This is a genomic window from Nodosilinea sp. LEGE 07298 (assembly GCF_015207265.1).
Lineage (GTDB): Bacteria > Cyanobacteriota > Cyanobacteriia > Phormidesmidales > Phormidesmidaceae > Nodosilinea.
Genome location: NZ_JADEXE010000146.1, coordinates 1 through 16,983 on the forward strand (window position 1 = coordinate 1; position 16,983 = coordinate 16,983).

At 53.7% G+C, this 16,983-nt stretch carries 16 protein-coding genes; 10 read left to right on the top strand and 6 right to left on the bottom strand.

Annotated elements, in window-relative coordinates; translation table 11 throughout:
- Nucleotides 1–172 precede the first annotated feature (172 nt).
- The 5 genes from IQ273_RS19085 (at nucleotide 173) to IQ273_RS19105 (ending at nucleotide 4,478) form a co-directional block, all read left to right on the top strand.
- Nucleotides 173–367, top strand: coding sequence for a DUF2795 domain-containing protein (locus IQ273_RS19085; protein WP_194024753.1), 195 nt, complete (start codon nucleotides 173–175; stop codon nucleotides 365–367).
- 220 nt (nucleotides 368–587) lie between these two features.
- Complete coding sequence (locus tag IQ273_RS19090; protein WP_194024754.1) at nucleotides 588–2,234, top strand: ATP-dependent DNA helicase RecQ; 1,647 nt, start codon at nucleotides 588–590, stop codon at nucleotides 2,232–2,234.
- Between the two features lie 202 nt (nucleotides 2,235–2,436).
- Nucleotides 2,437–3,396, top strand: coding sequence for an aldo/keto reductase family protein (locus IQ273_RS19095; protein WP_194024755.1), 960 nt, complete (start codon nucleotides 2,437–2,439; stop codon nucleotides 3,394–3,396).
- A 159-nt stretch (nucleotides 3,397–3,555) separates the two neighbouring features.
- Complete coding sequence (locus IQ273_RS19100; RefSeq protein ID WP_194024756.1) at nucleotides 3,556–4,035, top strand: TspO/MBR family protein; 480 nt, start codon at nucleotides 3,556–3,558, stop codon at nucleotides 4,033–4,035.
- Between the two features lie 218 nt (nucleotides 4,036–4,253).
- Entirely contained in the window at nucleotides 4,254–4,478 is a 225-nt protein-coding gene (locus tag IQ273_RS19105; protein ID WP_194024757.1) for a hypothetical protein, read from the top strand.
- A gap of 73 nt (nucleotides 4,479–4,551) precedes the next feature.
- On the opposite strand, the gene IQ273_RS19110 is transcribed toward IQ273_RS19105, so the two are convergent.
- Nucleotides 4,552–5,373, bottom strand: coding sequence for a Mut7-C ubiquitin/RNAse domain-containing protein (locus IQ273_RS19110; RefSeq protein ID WP_228053391.1), 822 nt, complete (start codon nucleotides 5,371–5,373; stop codon nucleotides 4,552–4,554).
- A gap of 231 nt (nucleotides 5,374–5,604) precedes the next feature.
- Here IQ273_RS19110 and IQ273_RS19115 point away from each other — a divergent pair, with 231 nt between their 5' ends.
- Nucleotides 5,605–6,093 (top strand): orange carotenoid protein N-terminal domain-containing protein, encoded by a 489-nt coding sequence (locus IQ273_RS19115; protein ID WP_194024758.1) that lies wholly within the window; start codon nucleotides 5,605–5,607, stop codon nucleotides 6,091–6,093.
- A 274-nt stretch (nucleotides 6,094–6,367) separates the two neighbouring features.
- Here the strand turns inward: IQ273_RS19115 and IQ273_RS19120 are convergent, their stop codons facing one another.
- Both IQ273_RS19120 and IQ273_RS19125 read right to left on the bottom strand, forming a co-directional pair.
- Nucleotides 6,368–6,724 (bottom strand): hypothetical protein, encoded by a 357-nt coding sequence (locus IQ273_RS19120; RefSeq protein WP_194024759.1) that lies wholly within the window; start codon nucleotides 6,722–6,724, stop codon nucleotides 6,368–6,370.
- Nucleotides 6,725–7,387: 663 nt separating this feature from the next.
- The gene (locus IQ273_RS19125) at nucleotides 7,388–7,597 is read right to left on the bottom strand and encodes a hypothetical protein (protein WP_194024760.1); all 210 of its coding nucleotides are present in this window, start codon (nucleotides 7,595–7,597) and stop codon (nucleotides 7,388–7,390) included.
- A 375-nt stretch (nucleotides 7,598–7,972) separates the two neighbouring features.
- Here IQ273_RS19125 and IQ273_RS19130 point away from each other — a divergent pair, with 375 nt between their 5' ends.
- The 4 genes from IQ273_RS19130 to IQ273_RS19145 all read left to right on the top strand — a co-directional run bounded on the left by IQ273_RS19130 (nucleotide 7,973) and on the right by IQ273_RS19145 (nucleotide 13,778).
- Nucleotides 7,973–10,447, top strand: coding sequence for a COR domain-containing protein (locus IQ273_RS19130; RefSeq protein ID WP_194024761.1), 2,475 nt, complete (start codon nucleotides 7,973–7,975; stop codon nucleotides 10,445–10,447).
- Nucleotides 10,448–10,710: 263 nt separating this feature from the next.
- Nucleotides 10,711–13,323: a M1 family metallopeptidase gene (locus tag IQ273_RS19135; RefSeq protein ID WP_194024762.1), complete on the top strand. Its 2,613-nt coding sequence runs from the start codon at nucleotides 10,711–10,713 to the stop codon at nucleotides 13,321–13,323.
- A 28-nt stretch (nucleotides 13,324–13,351) separates the two neighbouring features.
- Nucleotides 13,352–13,561: a type II toxin-antitoxin system HicA family toxin gene (locus tag IQ273_RS19140; RefSeq protein WP_194024763.1), complete on the top strand. Its 210-nt coding sequence runs from the start codon at nucleotides 13,352–13,354 to the stop codon at nucleotides 13,559–13,561.
- The gene (locus IQ273_RS19145; RefSeq protein WP_194024764.1) at nucleotides 13,554–13,778 is read left to right on the top strand and encodes a type II toxin-antitoxin system HicB family antitoxin; all 225 of its coding nucleotides are present in this window, start codon (nucleotides 13,554–13,556) and stop codon (nucleotides 13,776–13,778) included. The genes IQ273_RS19140 and IQ273_RS19145 overlap by 8 nt, the downstream gene beginning before the upstream one ends.
- 37 nt (nucleotides 13,779–13,815) lie before the next feature.
- Here IQ273_RS19145 and IQ273_RS19150 read toward each other — a convergent pair whose 3' ends face one another.
- From IQ273_RS19150 to IQ273_RS19160, 3 genes are all read right to left on the bottom strand, one after another.
- Nucleotides 13,816–14,379: a Uma2 family endonuclease gene (locus IQ273_RS19150; protein WP_194024765.1), complete on the bottom strand. Its 564-nt coding sequence runs from the start codon at nucleotides 14,377–14,379 to the stop codon at nucleotides 13,816–13,818.
- Between the two features lie 76 nt (nucleotides 14,380–14,455).
- Complete coding sequence (locus tag IQ273_RS19155; protein ID WP_194024766.1) at nucleotides 14,456–15,580, bottom strand: mechanosensitive ion channel family protein; 1,125 nt, start codon at nucleotides 15,578–15,580, stop codon at nucleotides 14,456–14,458.
- A gap of 65 nt (nucleotides 15,581–15,645) precedes the next feature.
- Nucleotides 15,646–16,758 carry a mechanosensitive ion channel family protein gene (locus IQ273_RS19160; protein ID WP_194024767.1) on the bottom strand — a complete coding sequence of 371 codons (1,113 nt, stop codon included), beginning with the start codon at nucleotides 16,756–16,758 and terminating at the stop codon, nucleotides 15,646–15,648.
- Nucleotides 16,759–16,983 lie beyond the last annotated feature (225 nt).

The window sequence follows — 16,983 nt, forward strand, 5'->3', positions numbered from 1 at the left end:
GACCCTCCTCGGTCTCGTCGTACGACTCAACATCAATACCGGGTAAACCCAAGAGCTCTGTCAGTAGAGGCACCATAGCCATAACGTATAGTAACGGCTACTTCAGCATACTCATTCCAGGAGAGCCAAAAATGGCCCAGAAAAAAGCCCAGAAAAAAGCAAGGAGATTACCATGGCGGCGGTTAACCCTATTCAGGTGCAAAAGTTCTTAAAAGGGATAAATTATCCGGCTAGCAAGCAGGATGTGGTTGAACATGCCAAGCAGCAGGGTGCAGATGAAAATGTTTGCTCGACCCTAGAACAAATGCCTGATCAGGAGTTTGAAACACCTGCCGATGTCAGCAAGGCCATTGGCGAGATCGAGTAAGTCAATTGAGTGAGCTAATGGCGTAATTTAGAGCTATAGCTGTGGCCAGTCTGGTTAAGCCAGGTCTCCTATGAACGTTCAAACGTTTGAACGCTCATAGGGTTTCTGGATGTCCTAACCAACGTGACTATGGCTATAAAACGCTTACTCTTTTTGGCATTCTTTTTGGCATTAAATATTTTTCAAAGCCTAACCAATCATTAAAACAGTTTTACACCCTATGGCCCAGCAACCCGAATCGGTGACTAGGGAACACATTGGTCAAACGGCAAAATCTAAGCTGGGCTACGACTCCCTGCGGGCAGGGCAGGAAGATGCGATCGCGGCCCTGCTCAAGGGCCACGACGTGCTGGCCGTGATGCCTACCGGATCAGGAAAATCGGCTATTTATCAGCTGGCCGGAGCGCTAATTCCGGGGGCAACGGTGGTGATTTCGCCGCTGCTGGCCCTCCAGCAAGACCAGGTAGACTCAATCGGCGAGCAGTCGGTGGGCGAAGCCGTAGCGGTCAACTCTACTGTGACCAAAGCCGAGCGAAAAGAGGCTTTTAAGGCGTTAGCCGATGACGAGCTAGAGTTTATTTTTCTAGCTCCAGAGCAGTTCAACAACCCAGAGACCTTAGAGCGGTTGCAAAAGGCCAAACCATCGCTCTTTGTCATTGACGAAGCCCACTGCATCAGCGAGTGGGGGCACGACTTTCGCCCCGACTACCTGCGGCTGGGGGCGGTGATCGATAGTCTGGGTCATCCTCGGGTGCTGGCGTTGACGGCGACGGCGGCCCCAACAGTGCGAGAAGAGATTATCAGCCACTTAAACATGCGCGATTTTGAGGTAGTCGTGCAGGGCTTTGATCGCCCCAATATTTGGCTAGAGGTGCGGCGATTTGAAGCTGAGGCCGAGAAGGAAGCGGCTTTACTTGATCAGGTAGTGCGGGCTAAGAAACCGGGCATTGTCTACGCCGCCACCCGCAAGCAAACCGAAGCGATCGCCGAGGCATTAGTAGAGCTAGGCGTGGAGGCGATCGCCTACCACGCAGGCATGAAGACCAGCGATCGCGAAGAGGCCCAAGCTGCCTTTATGGGCGATCGCGCAGAGGTGATTGTCGCCACCACCGCCTTTGGCATGGGCATCGACAAGCCTAACGTGCGTTTTGTCATTCATCACACGATCAGCGATTCGGTTGATTCTTACTATCAAGAAATTGGCCGAGCCGGGCGCGATGACAACGCAGCCTTTGCGCTGTTGTTTTACTGCTCTGATGACCTCAATATCCGCCGTTTTTTGGCCAGCAGCGGTCAAGTCGATGTCGATCAAGTTGAGCAGGTGGCGACCGTTATTCAGGCTCAGAGCGAACCGCTAAATCGACAAGACTTAAAAGAGCAAACCGGCCTTTCTCAGGCCAAGGTGGCCACTGTTCTCAACCATTTAGAAGGCGTGGGGAGCGTTGAAATTTTACCAACGGGTGAAGCCGTGGCCAGTGAGGCTGCACCCAGTATAGAGGCGGCGGCCCAGGCGGCAATTCAGGCGCAAGAACGGTACCACAACTACGTGCGATCGCGCCTCGAAATGATGCGCGGCTATGCCGAACTGCGCGACTGCCGCCGCGAGTATTTGCTCAACTACTTTGGCGAAAAGCGCGATCAGCCCTGCGGCTTTTGCGACAACTGCAAAGCAGGCATTGTGGTCGATGACGACGGCGTTGATCAGCCCTTTGCGATGAACAGCCAGGTCGTTCACCCATCCTGGGGAGAAGGCATGGTCATGCGCTACGAAGGCGACAAGATTGTGATTTTGTTTGACCAGGTTGGCTACAAAACGCTCGATATTGAGCTAGCTACCGAGCAGCACCTGCTGGAGCCAGTCCAGTAAACTGCCAATGCGGCTAGCGATCGCGATCTTACAGTTGCCTCCGGGGGCCGATGCGGGGCAACCTTCACAACCAATACACTATTTCAGCAGCCTAGGCTGAGCCCTACCGCCATGCTTCGCCCTTGGGCAGCCGTCAGTATGACCCTTCCAGTCAAAATAGACATCAAAACAGCAACCTGCAATCAGAACACAGAGATCAACTATGAAGTATCGACAGCTCGGTGATAGCGAACTGACCGTTTCAGAAATTGCGTTGGGCTCCTGGCTCACCTACGGCGGCGGCGTCGAACGACAGCAGGCCGAAGCCTGTGTGCACAAGGCGTTTGAGGTCGGCATCAACTTTATCGACACCGCTAACGTCTACGGACGCGGCGCGGCCGAATCGTTTCTAGGGGAAGTGCTCCAGGGCATCGATCGCAGTTCCTACGTGCTGGCCACCAAGGTCTTCTTCCCGATGTCGCCAGACGATCAGGGTCTGTCGGCAGCGCAAATTTACAAGCAGATCGACGCTTCGCTGCAGCGCTTGGGCACCGACTACGTTGACCTCTACCAGTGCCACCGCTACGACAGCAACACTCCCCTAGAAGAAACCATGGCGGCGCTGACCGACGTGGTGCAGCAGGGCAAAGCGCGCTACATCGGCTTTAGCGAGTGGAACCCGGCCCAGATTAAAGCGGCGCTAGAGCTGCCCAACGTGGAAAAGTTTGTCTCTAGCCAGCCCCAGTACTCCATGCTGTGGCGGCAGCCCGAAGAAAAGGTGTTTCCCCTCTGCGGCGAAAACGGGATTGGCCAAATTGTCTGGTCGCCCCTGGCCCAAGGCGTGCTGACCGGCAAGTACAAGCCCGGTGCTGCGCCCCCCGCCGACTCCCGCGCCGCCAACGACAAAATGAATGGGTTTATGCAGGATCTGAGGAGCGATCGCGTGCTTAGCGCTGTGCAAAACCTACAGCCCTTGGCCGACCAGCTGAATATCTCGACGGCGCAGCTGGCCCTAGCCTGGATTTTGCGCGACCCACGGGTGAGCGCCGCGATTGTGGGAGCCAGCCGCCCCGAGCAGGTGGTCGACAACGCCGCCGCCTCTGGCGTAGAACTCGATGAACCCATGCTGCGCGAGATCGACATGGTGCTGGGGCCAGCCCTAAATCAGGTGGCGGCTCGATAAGTGCTTCGAAAACTTCTGGAAAACAATTTCCCTGGTGGTGGGCAGTGCCCGCCCTACAGCGGCTACGGTCGCTGATCAATGCTGGGATTTTCTTTCCTAAAAAACTCTTTGGCGGCGGCCTCTGGGCCGTTTACTGTAGTTGAGTTGGGAGATCACAACATGCTTAAAAGCTGGATGATTGTTGGTGGTATCACCTTTTTAGTGGCCCTGGGCGGCAGTTTAATTCGGCCTCGCGATGTCTCCTGGGGGCTGCGGCTCGATCGGCCCCAGTGGTTATTTTTTGAACCGGCCATTCCGGTGATTTGGACGGTAATTTTTGTCTGTGGAGCCGCTTCGGCTAACCTCGTTTGGCAGACCGAACCCGGCACCCCAAAAACCTGGCTGCTGATGGGCTTTTACCTGCTGCTGGAGCTAATCACGGTCGCCTACATTCCGGTTACCCTGCGGCTCAGGAGCCTCAAGGTGGGCACCGTGCTGGGCGGCATTGGGGTAATTTTGGGGGTACTGCTGACGCTGACGGTTTTGCCGATTTCAGGACTGGCGGCGCTGCTGCTGCTGCCCTACGCGATCTGGAGCCCGATTGGCACCTACACCACCGGGCAAATGGTAGAACTCAACCGCCCGGTTGAATCGGGGTAAACAAACAGGATTTGGTATAAAGCCCCATCCGAAGTTAATCCGTCAGGTTTGATTGATGGCAGTGTTCGCCGCCCAAATCTACCCCAACGGTAGGTTTCATCTGGGCTGGGCTGCTTCATTCTAGATACAGGGCTTGAGTCCCTAATGCCCAGGTCGAGATCAAAATTGCGTTCGTCGGCACGGGCAATGTTTAAAACTGGAGAGCCAGGTTTATCGGTATGCGTATTTTCGTAATTGTTGGGCTATTGTGCGGTCTTTTGCTGTCGGGTTGCGAGTTTTTTACCCCCGACACCAGCAGGGCGCTGTCTCAAACTCGGCAAATAGAAGAAATGCATAAACAGACCGAGCAACTACAGCGCCAGGCCGATGCCCTAGAGCGGCTTGCCAACCAGGCCAACCCCGTAAAAACAACAGCCCCTACCGTTACCCCTCAAACTCCGTAGTTATAGCCATAGTCACGTTGGTTAGGACATCCAGAAACCCTATGAACGTTTGAACGTTCATAGGAGACCTGTCTTAACCAGACTGGCCACAGCTATAATAATCTCCTGCCTGAACGCTCGGCCCCGACGATACAGTCACTCGTTTGACTAGCTGCTGAATGCGATCGTAGTGGGCACCTTTCCAATAGATTTGGCCACAGCTTTGGCAGCGCGCAAACTCGTCGTAGTGCAGGCGAGTGAGGGGCGGAATGCGATCGCTTATCTCAGCTTTATCGACAGCAGCTAGCTGCCCGTTGCAGCGGGGGCAGCGCTCTAGGGGAGCCACAGCATCGCGCAATTGAAATCGCTCTAACACCTCTTTAGCCTGCTCTTCTGGTGCGTGGGAACGGACGATATAGCCATGGATCACAAGGCTGCGCTTGAGTAAGCCTCGGTCTTGGGTGAGCAAAATGCGCTGCTGCTGACTTGAGATTTGAGCCAGTTCTTCGTCCTCATAGTCATTGCGGTAAAGGGCATCAAACCCCAGCAGCCGCAGGTAGGTAGCGAGCTTGCCCAAATGCACATCCAGCACAAATTTGGTCTGGGGCAGCGGGGCGGGGCGCACCAGCGAGGTAACCCCCACCTCAAGCGTTTTGCAGTGAGGGTAAACGCTGATGCGATCGCCGTTTTGAGTCAGGTAGTCGAACCCGACCGATTCGCCATTGACGAGGATCAAATCGACTTCTGGATGCGGTACCCCCAGAGCTTCGATCGCATCTTTAATCGAGGCCGGTTCGTTCAGCCAGTGGGCAAACTCTACCTGCTTGCGATCGGGCGATAGAAAGTCATTGAGTTCGGCATAAAACTGGAAGAAAAGCTGTTGCATTTGGTTGGCGGTGTACTGCGCTGAAACCATCGTAATCACCTTTAGGGGATCGCGTCTTATCGCGTCTTGGCGGTACAGAAGCGACTTAATTCAAGTGATTAATGCCTTTCCCTGCCTACAGGCTAGCCGTGTTTCCTGCTGTAGACAGAGGGGATTAAACAAGTATTAACTTAAATTACAAGCAACTGGCAAAGGCACAGAACGCACAATTGAGTGCTTTTTTGTTGCCTATTGCTACCCAATTGTAGAAAAGGATTTTTTATGACCAACTATACAGCTGCAGTTAACAACCCTGACCAAGCCATCACCATTTTCCAACGTTTAGATGTAGACGAGCAACTCGCGCTGTTGTGGTTCGTCTATGAGCAAATGGGCGATGCGATTACGCCTGCTGCCCCTGGCTCAGCCTCCCCAGAAATTGCTACTGGCCTCTACAACCAGGTCAAAGAGCAAGAGCAGCAGCAGCAACTCGATACCATGCGCGCGATCGCCCGCAAAGATCATTCCAACCAAATCAGCCGCGAGTATGGCTCTCTGGCCGCTAACACCAAGCTGGCCTTCTGGTATTTTCTGGCCCAGGGCATGACCAGCGGCGAGATCATCCCCATGCCCGACGACTACGAGCTAACCAACCAGGGCCAGGATCTGCTGGCCGCCCTCGAAACGATGGGCTTTGAAGAGCAAATCACCATTCTGCGCAGTGCCGCCGAGGGCATGGGCAGCGAACCCGCCAGCGGCTCCAAGGTGTAGGATAAAACCTCTTCAAACAGCGCTCCATGGATTGGTAGCAATGCGGCGCGGCCCGAGCGGGGTCTGCCTCCGTTGACCAGACCATAGAGACTACAAAGGCTCGTAAGCCAAGCTTGCGAGCCTTTCCGCGTACAGAATAGAATCACCGCAGCTTAGGAATTTAAGTGAATAAGTAGTCTTGATAGTTTTACTAAAGCTAACCCCCTTTTGTCTCAGCAAACTATCGAGGCAAAAGGGGGTTAAGTTGCAACAATGTTCAGAAATTTCCAGTTGGCTAGGCGGCGTTAATCTGCCGGGGCCTTGGCTTTTTGCGATCGCTCTTGCGGGTGCCGCCCGCCATTTCGTACTCAGAGCTGTCTTTGCCATACTTGGCCGCTACGGCCATCAGCATTAGCTCAGACAAATCTCGCAGCTTTTTCTCGCCTGCCTGCACGCTATTGGCGGCATTGTCTACCTGAGATAGAGCCTCGTTGTAGGTAGCAATATCGGCCCGCACAGCCTCAATCAACTGGTTATATTCGGCCAGGGTGAGGCCGTTACCCAGGTCTAAATTGGCCCCAAGCGATCGCAGGGCGGCAGCACGACGCTGGGCCTGCTCCACTGCTTTTGAACTTCTTTTTGGTCTGCCCATCGGTAGAATACTCCCTAACCGTTTACCCTTTGACTATGGCAAATGGGCTTAACCCGTGAACCCCCAAGCAATACGGAATTTGTTCAGCACAAATAAAAAAGGATTCTGCGTATTTTTAAGTAGCAGAACGAGCGGCAGGTGTTTAGGGTTCAGTGGGCCTGATCACTCACGGGGGTTATTGAGTATTCTGTTTATCTTTTCGCCTACGGCGAGGGGGATGGGCGGTTAGCGCTTTGGCGCATTAGCTAAACCAGGGGGCGCACCGAGTAACCCCAGCACAAAACTCGATTACCGACCTGCGTTACTTGATTGCGATGGGCGATAGATAAGTGACGCTAGAAGAGAACTTGATTTTGTCGCAGCGTTACTTATGAATGGGGTGCGATAGTTAAGTAACGCCTAAGCGAAACTTGATTTCGTTATAGCGTTACTTATGAATGGGGCTTGTGAATCAAGTAACGCCTGAGTGAAACTTGATTTCCTCGCTTCGTCAACAGTCCTCGTTTCCAGGTTCCACCTGGAGATGCCATCAACGTGGCTCTGCCACCGGCTTTTAGAAGGCAGAGCCTGCCGACATACATGCCAAGGCGGAGCCTTGGAACGAGTTTGGTCAGTCAAACAAGAAACCCCCAGAGATTTGCTCTCCGGGGGTTCTTTCGTTCGCTAGTCTGCGGCGGGGGCGTATCGTCGGGTGTGTATCGAGATATACTCGCCTTCTCTGCCGGTGGGCATGAGCTTTGTCCACCTGTCGGGGTCGGCGCAGCCTTTCGCCCCGAGCTGATGAATGGTGTCTCGTACGGCTGCGTAGTCGCCCAGGGCTATCAGGCGCACTACCTCTTGCTGCCGCACGGGCAGTTTGAACTCATAGGTCATGTTGTTCACCTTTGTTTTGAGGAAAACGGGGAACTTACCTAGCACTCCGTAAAGGTGCGAAACCGATGGGCTAGATCTCTTAAAATGAGTCCAGTCATTTCGGCTTACCCGGTTAAGCGGAATGATTAGGGGTCTGGGAGGAGTACCATTCCTCTCATTCCCCGCCTAGCTCATTCCCCGCGTTACATATATTACGTGATGCGATCGGTGATTTCAACCGTATAGCCCAGTCCTATACAGCAGTGATGGATCAGGCTTTTTCCGATGAGCCATTCAGCCCAGTCAGTACCATCAGCCGCTGCACCATTAGCAGGTGCCTAACTCCGCACTCCGTCCAGCCCCACCAAAATCCAAAATCTAAAATCTAAAATTGCCATGACCCAAGACGAGCTGCTGCAACTCATCGGCCGGGCCGCCACCGAAGGCCGGACAGAACTGGACTTGGCAGGTCAGGGGTTAACAGCGCTGCCGTCTCAAATCGGAGAACTAACCCATCTTTGGCAGCTAGACCTCCGATCGAACCAACTGAGTGTGTTGCCGCCTGAAATTGGACGACTTTCCACTCTCAAGCAGCTCGACCTCAGCTCGAACCGACTGAGTGTGCTGCTGCCCGAAATTGGACAGCTCACCAATCTCCGACAGCTCAACCTCCGAGCGAACCAACTGAGTGTGCTGCCACCTGAAATAGGACGACTTACCAAGCTCCAACAGATCGACCTGAGCTCAAACCAACTAAGTGCGTTACCGCCTGAAATAGGACAACTTGCCAATCTCCAGCAGCTATCCCTCAGCTCGAACCGACTGAGTGTATTGCCACCTGAAATTGGACAACTCACCAGTCTCCAGCAGCTATCCCTTCGCTGGAACCAACTGAGTGCCCTGCCGCCTGAAATCGGACAACTCACCAGTCTCCAGCAGCTATCCCTCAATTCGAATAAACTAAGTACCCTGCCGCTTGAAATCGGACAACTCACTAGTCTCCATCAACTCTACCTGGACAATGAGCAAATTGAAGCTCCTCCTCCGGAGATTCTCAATGAAGGAACTTCGAGCATAGTCAATTATTTAAGACAGCAATTAGAGCAGGGTAAAGACTATATATACGAAGCCAAGTTTCTTATTGTGGGCGAGGGTGGTGCTGGCAAAACCTCTCTTGCCCACAAGATCATCGACCCAAGTTATGAACTTAATTCGGAAGAACAGTCGACGGAAGGCATAGATGTTATTCGTTGGACTTTTAACCTGCGAGATGGCAAGCCGTTTCAAGTAAACATTTGGGATTTTGGTGGCCAAGAAATTTATCATGCTACTCATCAATTCTTTCTAACTAAGCGTTCTCTTTATGTTTTGCTAGTTGACACTCGCCAAGATAATACCGATCTTTACTATTGGCTAAGTATCATTGAACTTTTGAGCGCTGAAAGCCCAGTGATTATTGTTAAAAATGAAAAACAAGATCGCACCTGCAAAATAAATGAAAGACAACTTAGGGCAGAGTTTATTAGCTTAAAGGAAACTCTATCTACAAACCTAAGAGATAACCGCGGCTTAGCAGATATTCAAGAAAAAATCAAACAGTACATTTTTAATTTGCCTCATATTGGAACACCGTTGCCTAAAAAATGGGTAGACGTACGTAAGGCCCTAGAAAACGACGAACGCGATCACATTTCCATAAAAGAATATTATGAAATTTGCAAATATAATGGTTTTGATCGACAAGAAGATCGGCTTCAGCTTAGTGAATATCTGCATGACTTAGGGGTATTTTTGCATTTTCAAAATGATCCTTTGCTTAAGAAAATTATCATTCTCAAGCCCGAGTGGAGTACCACTGCTGTTTATAAAGCTCTTGATACTAGAGAAGTACGCAATAACTTTGGCCGCTTTACCCGCACCCAGCTCGATGATATCTGGAGTGAGAGTCAATACATCGATCTACGAGATGAACTACTGCACCTGATGATGCGCTTCAAGCTGTGTTACCAAATCCCCGGTACCATCGATCAATACATTGCCCCCCAGCTACTAGAAGTTGAGAAGCCAACCTACAACTGGGATGATAGTCAGAACCTACTACTGCGCTACGAGTACGAGTTCATGCCCAAGGGAATTCTCACCCGCTTTATTGTTGAAATGCACAAATCTATTGAAGACCAAACCTTGGTATGGAAAAGTGGCGTGGTACTTACCAATGGTGCAGCTAGAGCTGAGGTAATTGAGCTATACCATAACCGCGAAATTCAAATTCGAGTCTCTGGCACTCGCTCAAAAGAACTGCTCACCATCGTCAGCCACGAAATCGACAAAATTAATGAATCCTACGAGCGAATTCGAGTCAAAAAGCTCATTCCTTGCAATTGCAATATATGCAAAGAGAACGATCCTCCACAGTTTTTTACTTTGGAAGTGCTGAATCGGTTTGCTCAAAATGAGCAAGAAAAAATTCAGTGTCAAAGCAGCTTTGAAATGGTGAATGTACGACGTCTAATTCAAGATACAACCAGCTTTTACAATCGCGACGCAAAACCAGATCGGCGCGAGTTTAATTCAAATATAGAAATTTCTTCCCCTACCCGCCAAAAAGAAGAGTTGCCAGTTCAAACCCTGCCAGACGCCCAGAAACGTCGCTTGGCGCTATTTAACACTCTCAAAGGCTTGCCAAACACCCAGTTTGAGCAGCTTATTTTCATGCTTGACGCACCTACTAGTAATGTAGGCAACTCTTCTGCACCCCAAGGGGAAAGAGTGCCCAAACTACTGGAATGGGCCAAAAGCGATATGGGCTGTGGTCTAGAGGCGGTTGAGAGGGCGATCGCCGCCATCAACACCAAAGAGACTGGAGAGTAGCGATCGCAGCGTGCCGCCCTTGACGTGCCCGAGCACTGGCTGGTTGACTAGATCGCGCAAACGGTGCTGGTGCTGTCGCTAGCTGGGGATACCTATCAAGACGTTGCAGCTTAAGCAATGTCACTCTGACTACGGTCTAGAGAAATTCAGAGTACGATGGCTCTATATCAGTCAGGGTAGACTGTTTAGCCTGGGGCGGTATGGCGCACTAGCCTTGCCCCTGGCCCTGGAGCGATAACGTCACACAAAGGTTTACTGGTCCCATGCCCAACGCTCACCGCGCTTTTCAAAGCCCGCAGGACAACAACGGCTACAAGTCGTTTGAAATGCCGGGGGCCAAACCCCACTACAACCCCGATCGCCCCGGCCAGGTCGAGCACATTGCCCTAGAGCTGACCCTCGATTTAGAGCAGCAAATCTGCGAGGGCACCTGCAAAATTCGCATTAACCCGGTGCGCGACGGCCTCGATAGCCTGGTGCTAGATGCCGTCAATCAGCAGATTGAGTCGGTCAAGGTGGGCAGTACCAAGCAAGACTTTGACTACGACGGCGAGCGCCTGCACGTGCGGCTCAAAAAGCCTACGGTGGCTGAAGAAAGCTTTACGGTAGCGATCGCCTACCGCCTGGTGCAGCCCGAGCGCGGCCTCTACTTCATTGGCCCCGACCAGCACTACCCCGACAAACCCGTGCAGGTGTGGACCCAGGGCGAAGACGAAGACTCGCGCTTCTGGTTTCCCTGCTTCGACTATCCCGGTCAGCTCTCCACTTCAGAAATTAAGGTGCGGGTGCCCGCTGCTTACCAGGTCGTTTCCAACGGCGAACTCTTAGAAACCAAAGAAGACGGCGACCATAAAATCTTTCACTGGCACCAGAAGCAGGTGCACCCCACCTATTTAATGGCCCTGGCCGTGGGCGAGTTCGACGTCATTCAAGACCAGTGGCAAGACATTCCCGTTACGTACTACGTCGAAAAAGGCCGCCAAGATCAGGGCCAAATCACCATGGGCAAAACGCCGCGCATGGTGGAATTTTTGAGCGAAAAGTACGGCTACAAATACGCCTTTCCTAAGTACGCCCAGGTGTGCGCCGCCGACTTTATCTTTGGCGGCATGGAAAACACCTCGGTGACGATCTTGACCGATCGCTGCCTGCTGGATGAACGCGCCGCCCTAGACAACCGCAACTCCGAGTCACTGGTGGTACACGAGCTGGCCCACCAGTGGTTTGGCGATTTGCTGGTGATCAACCACTGGAGCCACGCCTGGGTGAAAGAGGGCATGGCCACCTACTCCGAAGTAATGTGGACCGAGCAGGAGTACGGCCCCGATGAAGCCGCCTACTACCGCCTGGGCGAGGCCCGCAGCTACCTGAACGAAGACAAGAGCCGCTACCGCCGCCCCATGGTCACCCACATCTATCGGGAGGCGATCGAACTCTACGATCGCCACATCTACGAAAAAGGGGCCTGTGTTTACCACATGGTGCGCGCCGAGCTAGGCGACGCCCTATTCTGGAAAGCGATTCACACCTTTGTGCAAAGCCACGCCCACCAAACCGTAGAAACCATCGACCTGCTGCGGGCGATCGACAAAGCCACGGGCCGCAACCTGCGCCCCCTGTTTGACCAGTACGTGCTGCGCGGCGGCCACCCCGACTACAAAGTGACCTACAGCTGGGATGGCGATAGCAACCTGGTCAAGCTCACTGTCACCCAAATCCAGGCCAAAGACGGCGACAGCAGCAGCAGCAGCGGCCTGTTTGACCTGCGCATTCCCATCGGCTTTGGCTTTGTGGGCAAGGGCAAATCGGCCCAGGTAGAGATCAAACCCTTCACCGTGCGCATCCACGAGCGCGAGCAGGCGATGTTCTTCCCGCTCGACAAAAAGCCCGATTTCGTTAGCTTTGACGTGGGCAACCACTATCTCAAAACAGTGGAGCTGGAGTACCCGATGGCGGAACTCAAGGCTCAGCTCAAGCATGACCCCGACCCGCTGTCGCGGATTGAAGCGGCGATCGCCCTGGCCAAAAAAGGTAGCTTAGAAGCTGTTACCGCCCTGAGCGCAGCCCTCGCCGATGAGCCCTTCTGGGGCGTGCGAGCCGAAGTGGCCGAGCAGCTGGCCTCCGTTAAGCTCGATCAGGCTGTCGAGGGATTGCTGAAAGGTCTGCAAGACCCTGAAGCCCGCGTGCGCCGCACCGTGGTGGAGTCGCTGGGTGGCATCAAAACCGCCGAAAGCTACAAGGCGCTAAAGGCGATCGCCGAAACAGGCGACCCCAGCTACTACGTCGAAGCCGCCGCCATTCGCTCGCTGGGCAAGGTTGGCGCGGCCGATTTCAATGGCAAAGCCAAAGACAAGAAAACCCTGAAGCTGCTAGAGACCATCCTCAAAGAGCGCCAGGGCTGGAATGAGGTGATCAGGTCGGGGGCGATCGCGGCCCTCAGCCAGTTCAAATCGTCTGAAGATGCGCTCGATCTGGTGCTCAAGTACACCGAAATCGGCACTCCCCAGGCCTTGCGCCTAGCCGCGATTCGCGCCCTGGGAGCGATTTCTAAGGCCCAGAGCAAGCCCAATGTAGAGCGGATACTGGACCGGCTGGATGCGATCGCCCACGAGAGCTTCTTCCTTACCCAGGTCTCGGCGGTGTCGGCCCTCAGCGGCATCGAGACCGGGCGCGCCATGAGTGTGCTGCAAAGCCTAGCTGACCACACCCCCGATGGCCGGGTGCGCCGCCGCGCCGAGGAAGCCGTGCAGCAGGTGCAGAAAGCGATCGGCAAAGACAAAGCGGTCGAAAAACTGCGCCAGGAGTTGGATGACCTGAAGAAATCTAACCAGGAACTCAAGAGTCGCCTAGAAACGCTGGAGGCAAAAGCGAAGTAACGCATCTCAAAGTGGTTAGGACATACGCATGCCTAAGAAAATTCGAGAATTGAAACAGCAGTTGCAACAGGTAGGATTTCAGAAAGTCCTGGGTAAGGGAAGCCACACTAACTGGATACATCCTCGCTATCCTGGCAAAATCACCATCTCTGGCAAAGATAGTGCAGATGCAAAACCTTATCAGGAGAAAGAAATCTCAAAGGCAATTCAGATCGTTAAGAGGCAACAAAATGACTAACCACCTCAAGTATCAAATGATTATCCAGTGGTCTGAAGAAGATGAGAGCTTTCTAGTGAGTTTCCCCGATTTTCCAGGTCAGCAGTGGCGTACCCATGGGGAAACCTATGCAGAAGCTGCTGCTAACGGTATTGAAGCTCTAGAATCTCTAGTGCTTGCTTATCAAGCCACTAACGAACCTTTACCAGAGCCCAGCGTCATTTACACTGCCGCCTGAAGCAATCCTTGACTGAGCAGATATATTCCGCAAGGCGCTAGCGGAATATATCTGCCACAGGAGCGCTAAACCCTGGTAGTAGCGGCGAGCTGAGAGTATCACCTACCAGCAATGTACCGACCAATTGAAGTTGAGCTTCAGCGCGACGATAAATTTCTAGCGTCTTGAGTTGCCAGTTAACGATCCAATATTCCTGCACGCCGTGGCGAGAGTAGAGCTTAAGCTTGACCTCCTTATCGCGCTGCTCGTTCAGGTCGCCAGGAGACAGTACCTCTACCATCAGTTCTGGAGCCACAATCAGGTGCCCAGCTTCATCTACGCCATCGGCTAAGCGCGCCTGACTAATCCACACCACATCAGGAATCACGGCATCCGTAGGGGTGAAGATCACCCCTGGAGCCTGAAATGCGGAGCCTAGACCCGTCTGCTCAGACCAGTTTTCTAAACGTACGTGCAGCTTTCCGGCTGCACCCTGGTGACGAATGTGAGGGGCACGGGTCACGTAGAGTTCTCCGTCGATGATTTCGTAGCGCTTCCAGCCGCCGTCGTCGGGCATAGCAGCGAGATCGCGAGTAGTCCAGGATTGGGAGTAGGCGACCATGGCAGGTAGTGATGAGCTTGAGTTCTAGTGTAGTCGGTGCGCCTAGGGTACGCGATAGAGGCTACGCTGCTTCAGGCTAGAGCGTCACGGGAGACTCGACATACACCGTTGGCTCTTGCAGGGTGAAATCAATGCCGTAGGCCTGCAGCTCTTTGACAATACTTTCATTAGCCATCTCTAGCAGGCGCTTGCGCAGCTCAATCGAGCTTTCGCTAGAACCCAAAATAAAGAACGTTACGCGGGCATGGCTGGCGGCAAAACCGCCGTTTTTAGCAGGCTCGGTTGCTGCCGGAAAGCTGATGCTGGTGCTGCCGGGGTCGATGCCAAACAGCGACTCGGTACTGCGAGTGACGACTTGTTTCACCAGCGCCGCATCCTCTTCGCGCAGAGACCGCACAAAGTCCATGAAGAGCATCACCATCACCTTCTTGGCCCGGCTGACGTTCTCGATCTCTTCGTTGACCAGTTTCGAGTTAGGCACAATAATCAGCGTGCTTTTGGCGGCGGTGCGCAGCTTGGTCGATCGCAGCCCAATTGACTCGACCCGGCACAGCTGGCGATCGCCCTGGCGAATGTACTCGCCCGGCACAAAGGGGCGATCGAGGTACAGCACCAGCGTACTAAGTAGCTGTTCTAAAATCTTTTGGGCCGCCAGACCCAGGGCAATGCCGCTAATGCCCAGGCTGGCAATCAGACCCACCAGATTAAACTGCTGGCTTTGGGCAAAAGCCAGCACCGCAATAAAGCCAATCACCACATTAGCCAGGGTTTCAAACACCAGCAGCAGTTCATCAACCTCGCGGCCCAGACGGCGCACCATTTTGATGCCGTACACCCTCACAAACTGCCGAAACAGGCGAGAAGCCAACCAGGCTACGCTGGCGATCGTAGCTAAATCAACCAGGGGGCGAAAGAATCCGTACAGCCCCGCTGATGCGGCCTGTAGCCACACCATCGACAGCGACACCAGCAGCAGAGTGCCCGCCGTTTTAACCGTGCCTTTGATGGGCAAGATCAGGTTGTTGTAAACGGTGGCCCCCTGCTGGGGCGAAAGCCGCTGGATAATCAGCCCAATCAGCCCTGGAGTATAGCGACCGATTAAAAGGGCCAGCAGCAGCGCGACTAAAAAGACCGCCAAAGGCGGCAGCGCTAAAAGCTGAATATCAACGGTATTGAGCAGGTCGCGTAGGGTTACAAGCAATGGTTAAAGGCAAGTTGTCAACAATCTAGTGGAACAGCGGTAGCACAGCGGCGGCCAACAGCACCCTACACGGTAATGGGGGCATCGACATAGACCGTCGGCTCTTCGATATCAAAGGCGATGCCGTACTGCTTGAGCCGCTGGGTAAGCTGCTGGCTAGCGACATTCAGCAGCTGGCGGCGAATTTCCATCGAGCTATCACCCGACCCCAAAATAAAGAAGGTAATCTGGGCCTGGGCCAACCGTCCGCCATCTAGGTCGCGAAAGGCAATGTCGGTGCTGCGCGGGTCAATACCCGACAGCTCTTGGGTGCTTTCTAAAATTACCTGGCGAATGAGGGCCTGTTCTTCGGGGGTAACGGCTCGGTACAGGTTGAGGTAGGTAATTGCCATTACCTTTTTGGCCCCGGAGAAATTTTCGACGGTGGATTGAATAATCACGTTGTTGGGCACGATCGCCAGCGACCCCTTGCCCGACACGCGAATTTTGGTCGATCGCAGCCCGATCGCCTCGACCCGGCCAAAGGTGCCATCGGGCAGGCCAATGTAGTCGTCTACGCCAAAGGGATGGTCGACATAAATCACCAGCCCGCCCAGCAGCTGCTCCAGCACTTTTTGGGCGGCAAAGGCTACGGCAATGCCGCCCACCCCCAGGCTGGCGATCAGCCCAAAGATATTCAGGCTGTGGGTTTCGGCAAAGGCCACCACCAAAATCAGCAGAATACCGGCGTTGGCAAAGAACCGCGCCAGCACCAAAATTTCGCTGTTGCTCTTGCGCCCGTCCAGCAGGGCGGCATCGAGCAGGTAGGTGTTGAAGTAGGCCCTAAAGCTACCGGCCAAGAACCAGCCCAAAACCACGGTAAACCCTAGAGTGAGCGGAATCTCCAGGTAGGGATACCAGCGCACCTGCAAATCTCGCTTCAGGACTAGGTAGGCCACTAGGTCGAGCAGCCCCAGCACCAGAACGGATTGCAGCAGCGACTGCTGAGGTTGAATTACCAGGCGGTAAAACTTGTCGGCTCGGCCCGCGACCAAGCGGCGCAGTAGCCAGTTCACTAGGCGAGAGAGCACGTTGCCCGAAAAGTAGGCCAGAGCGGCAATTAGCCCCAGCAGCCCCAGCCAAAAAAGGGAGGGATGCTCGCCCGACAGACGGAAAATTTGAATATAGAGTTCTGACATTAACTAAGTGGTGAAGCTTTTTAGGCGCGGCTTTGGCCCAAACGCTTACAAGGATATACGAATTGGTCATCGGTCGCAGGGCATACCCGCAGTACCTGACCGAGTAGCGGGCGATCGCACCCCCAGCGTGAGGCGCAAAAAAGCTGAAGAAATCGGCAGAAGTGGGGGGCTGCTTCTATGGTGAAGATGACGACAGCAGGAGCGATCGCCCCCATGCCCCCATCC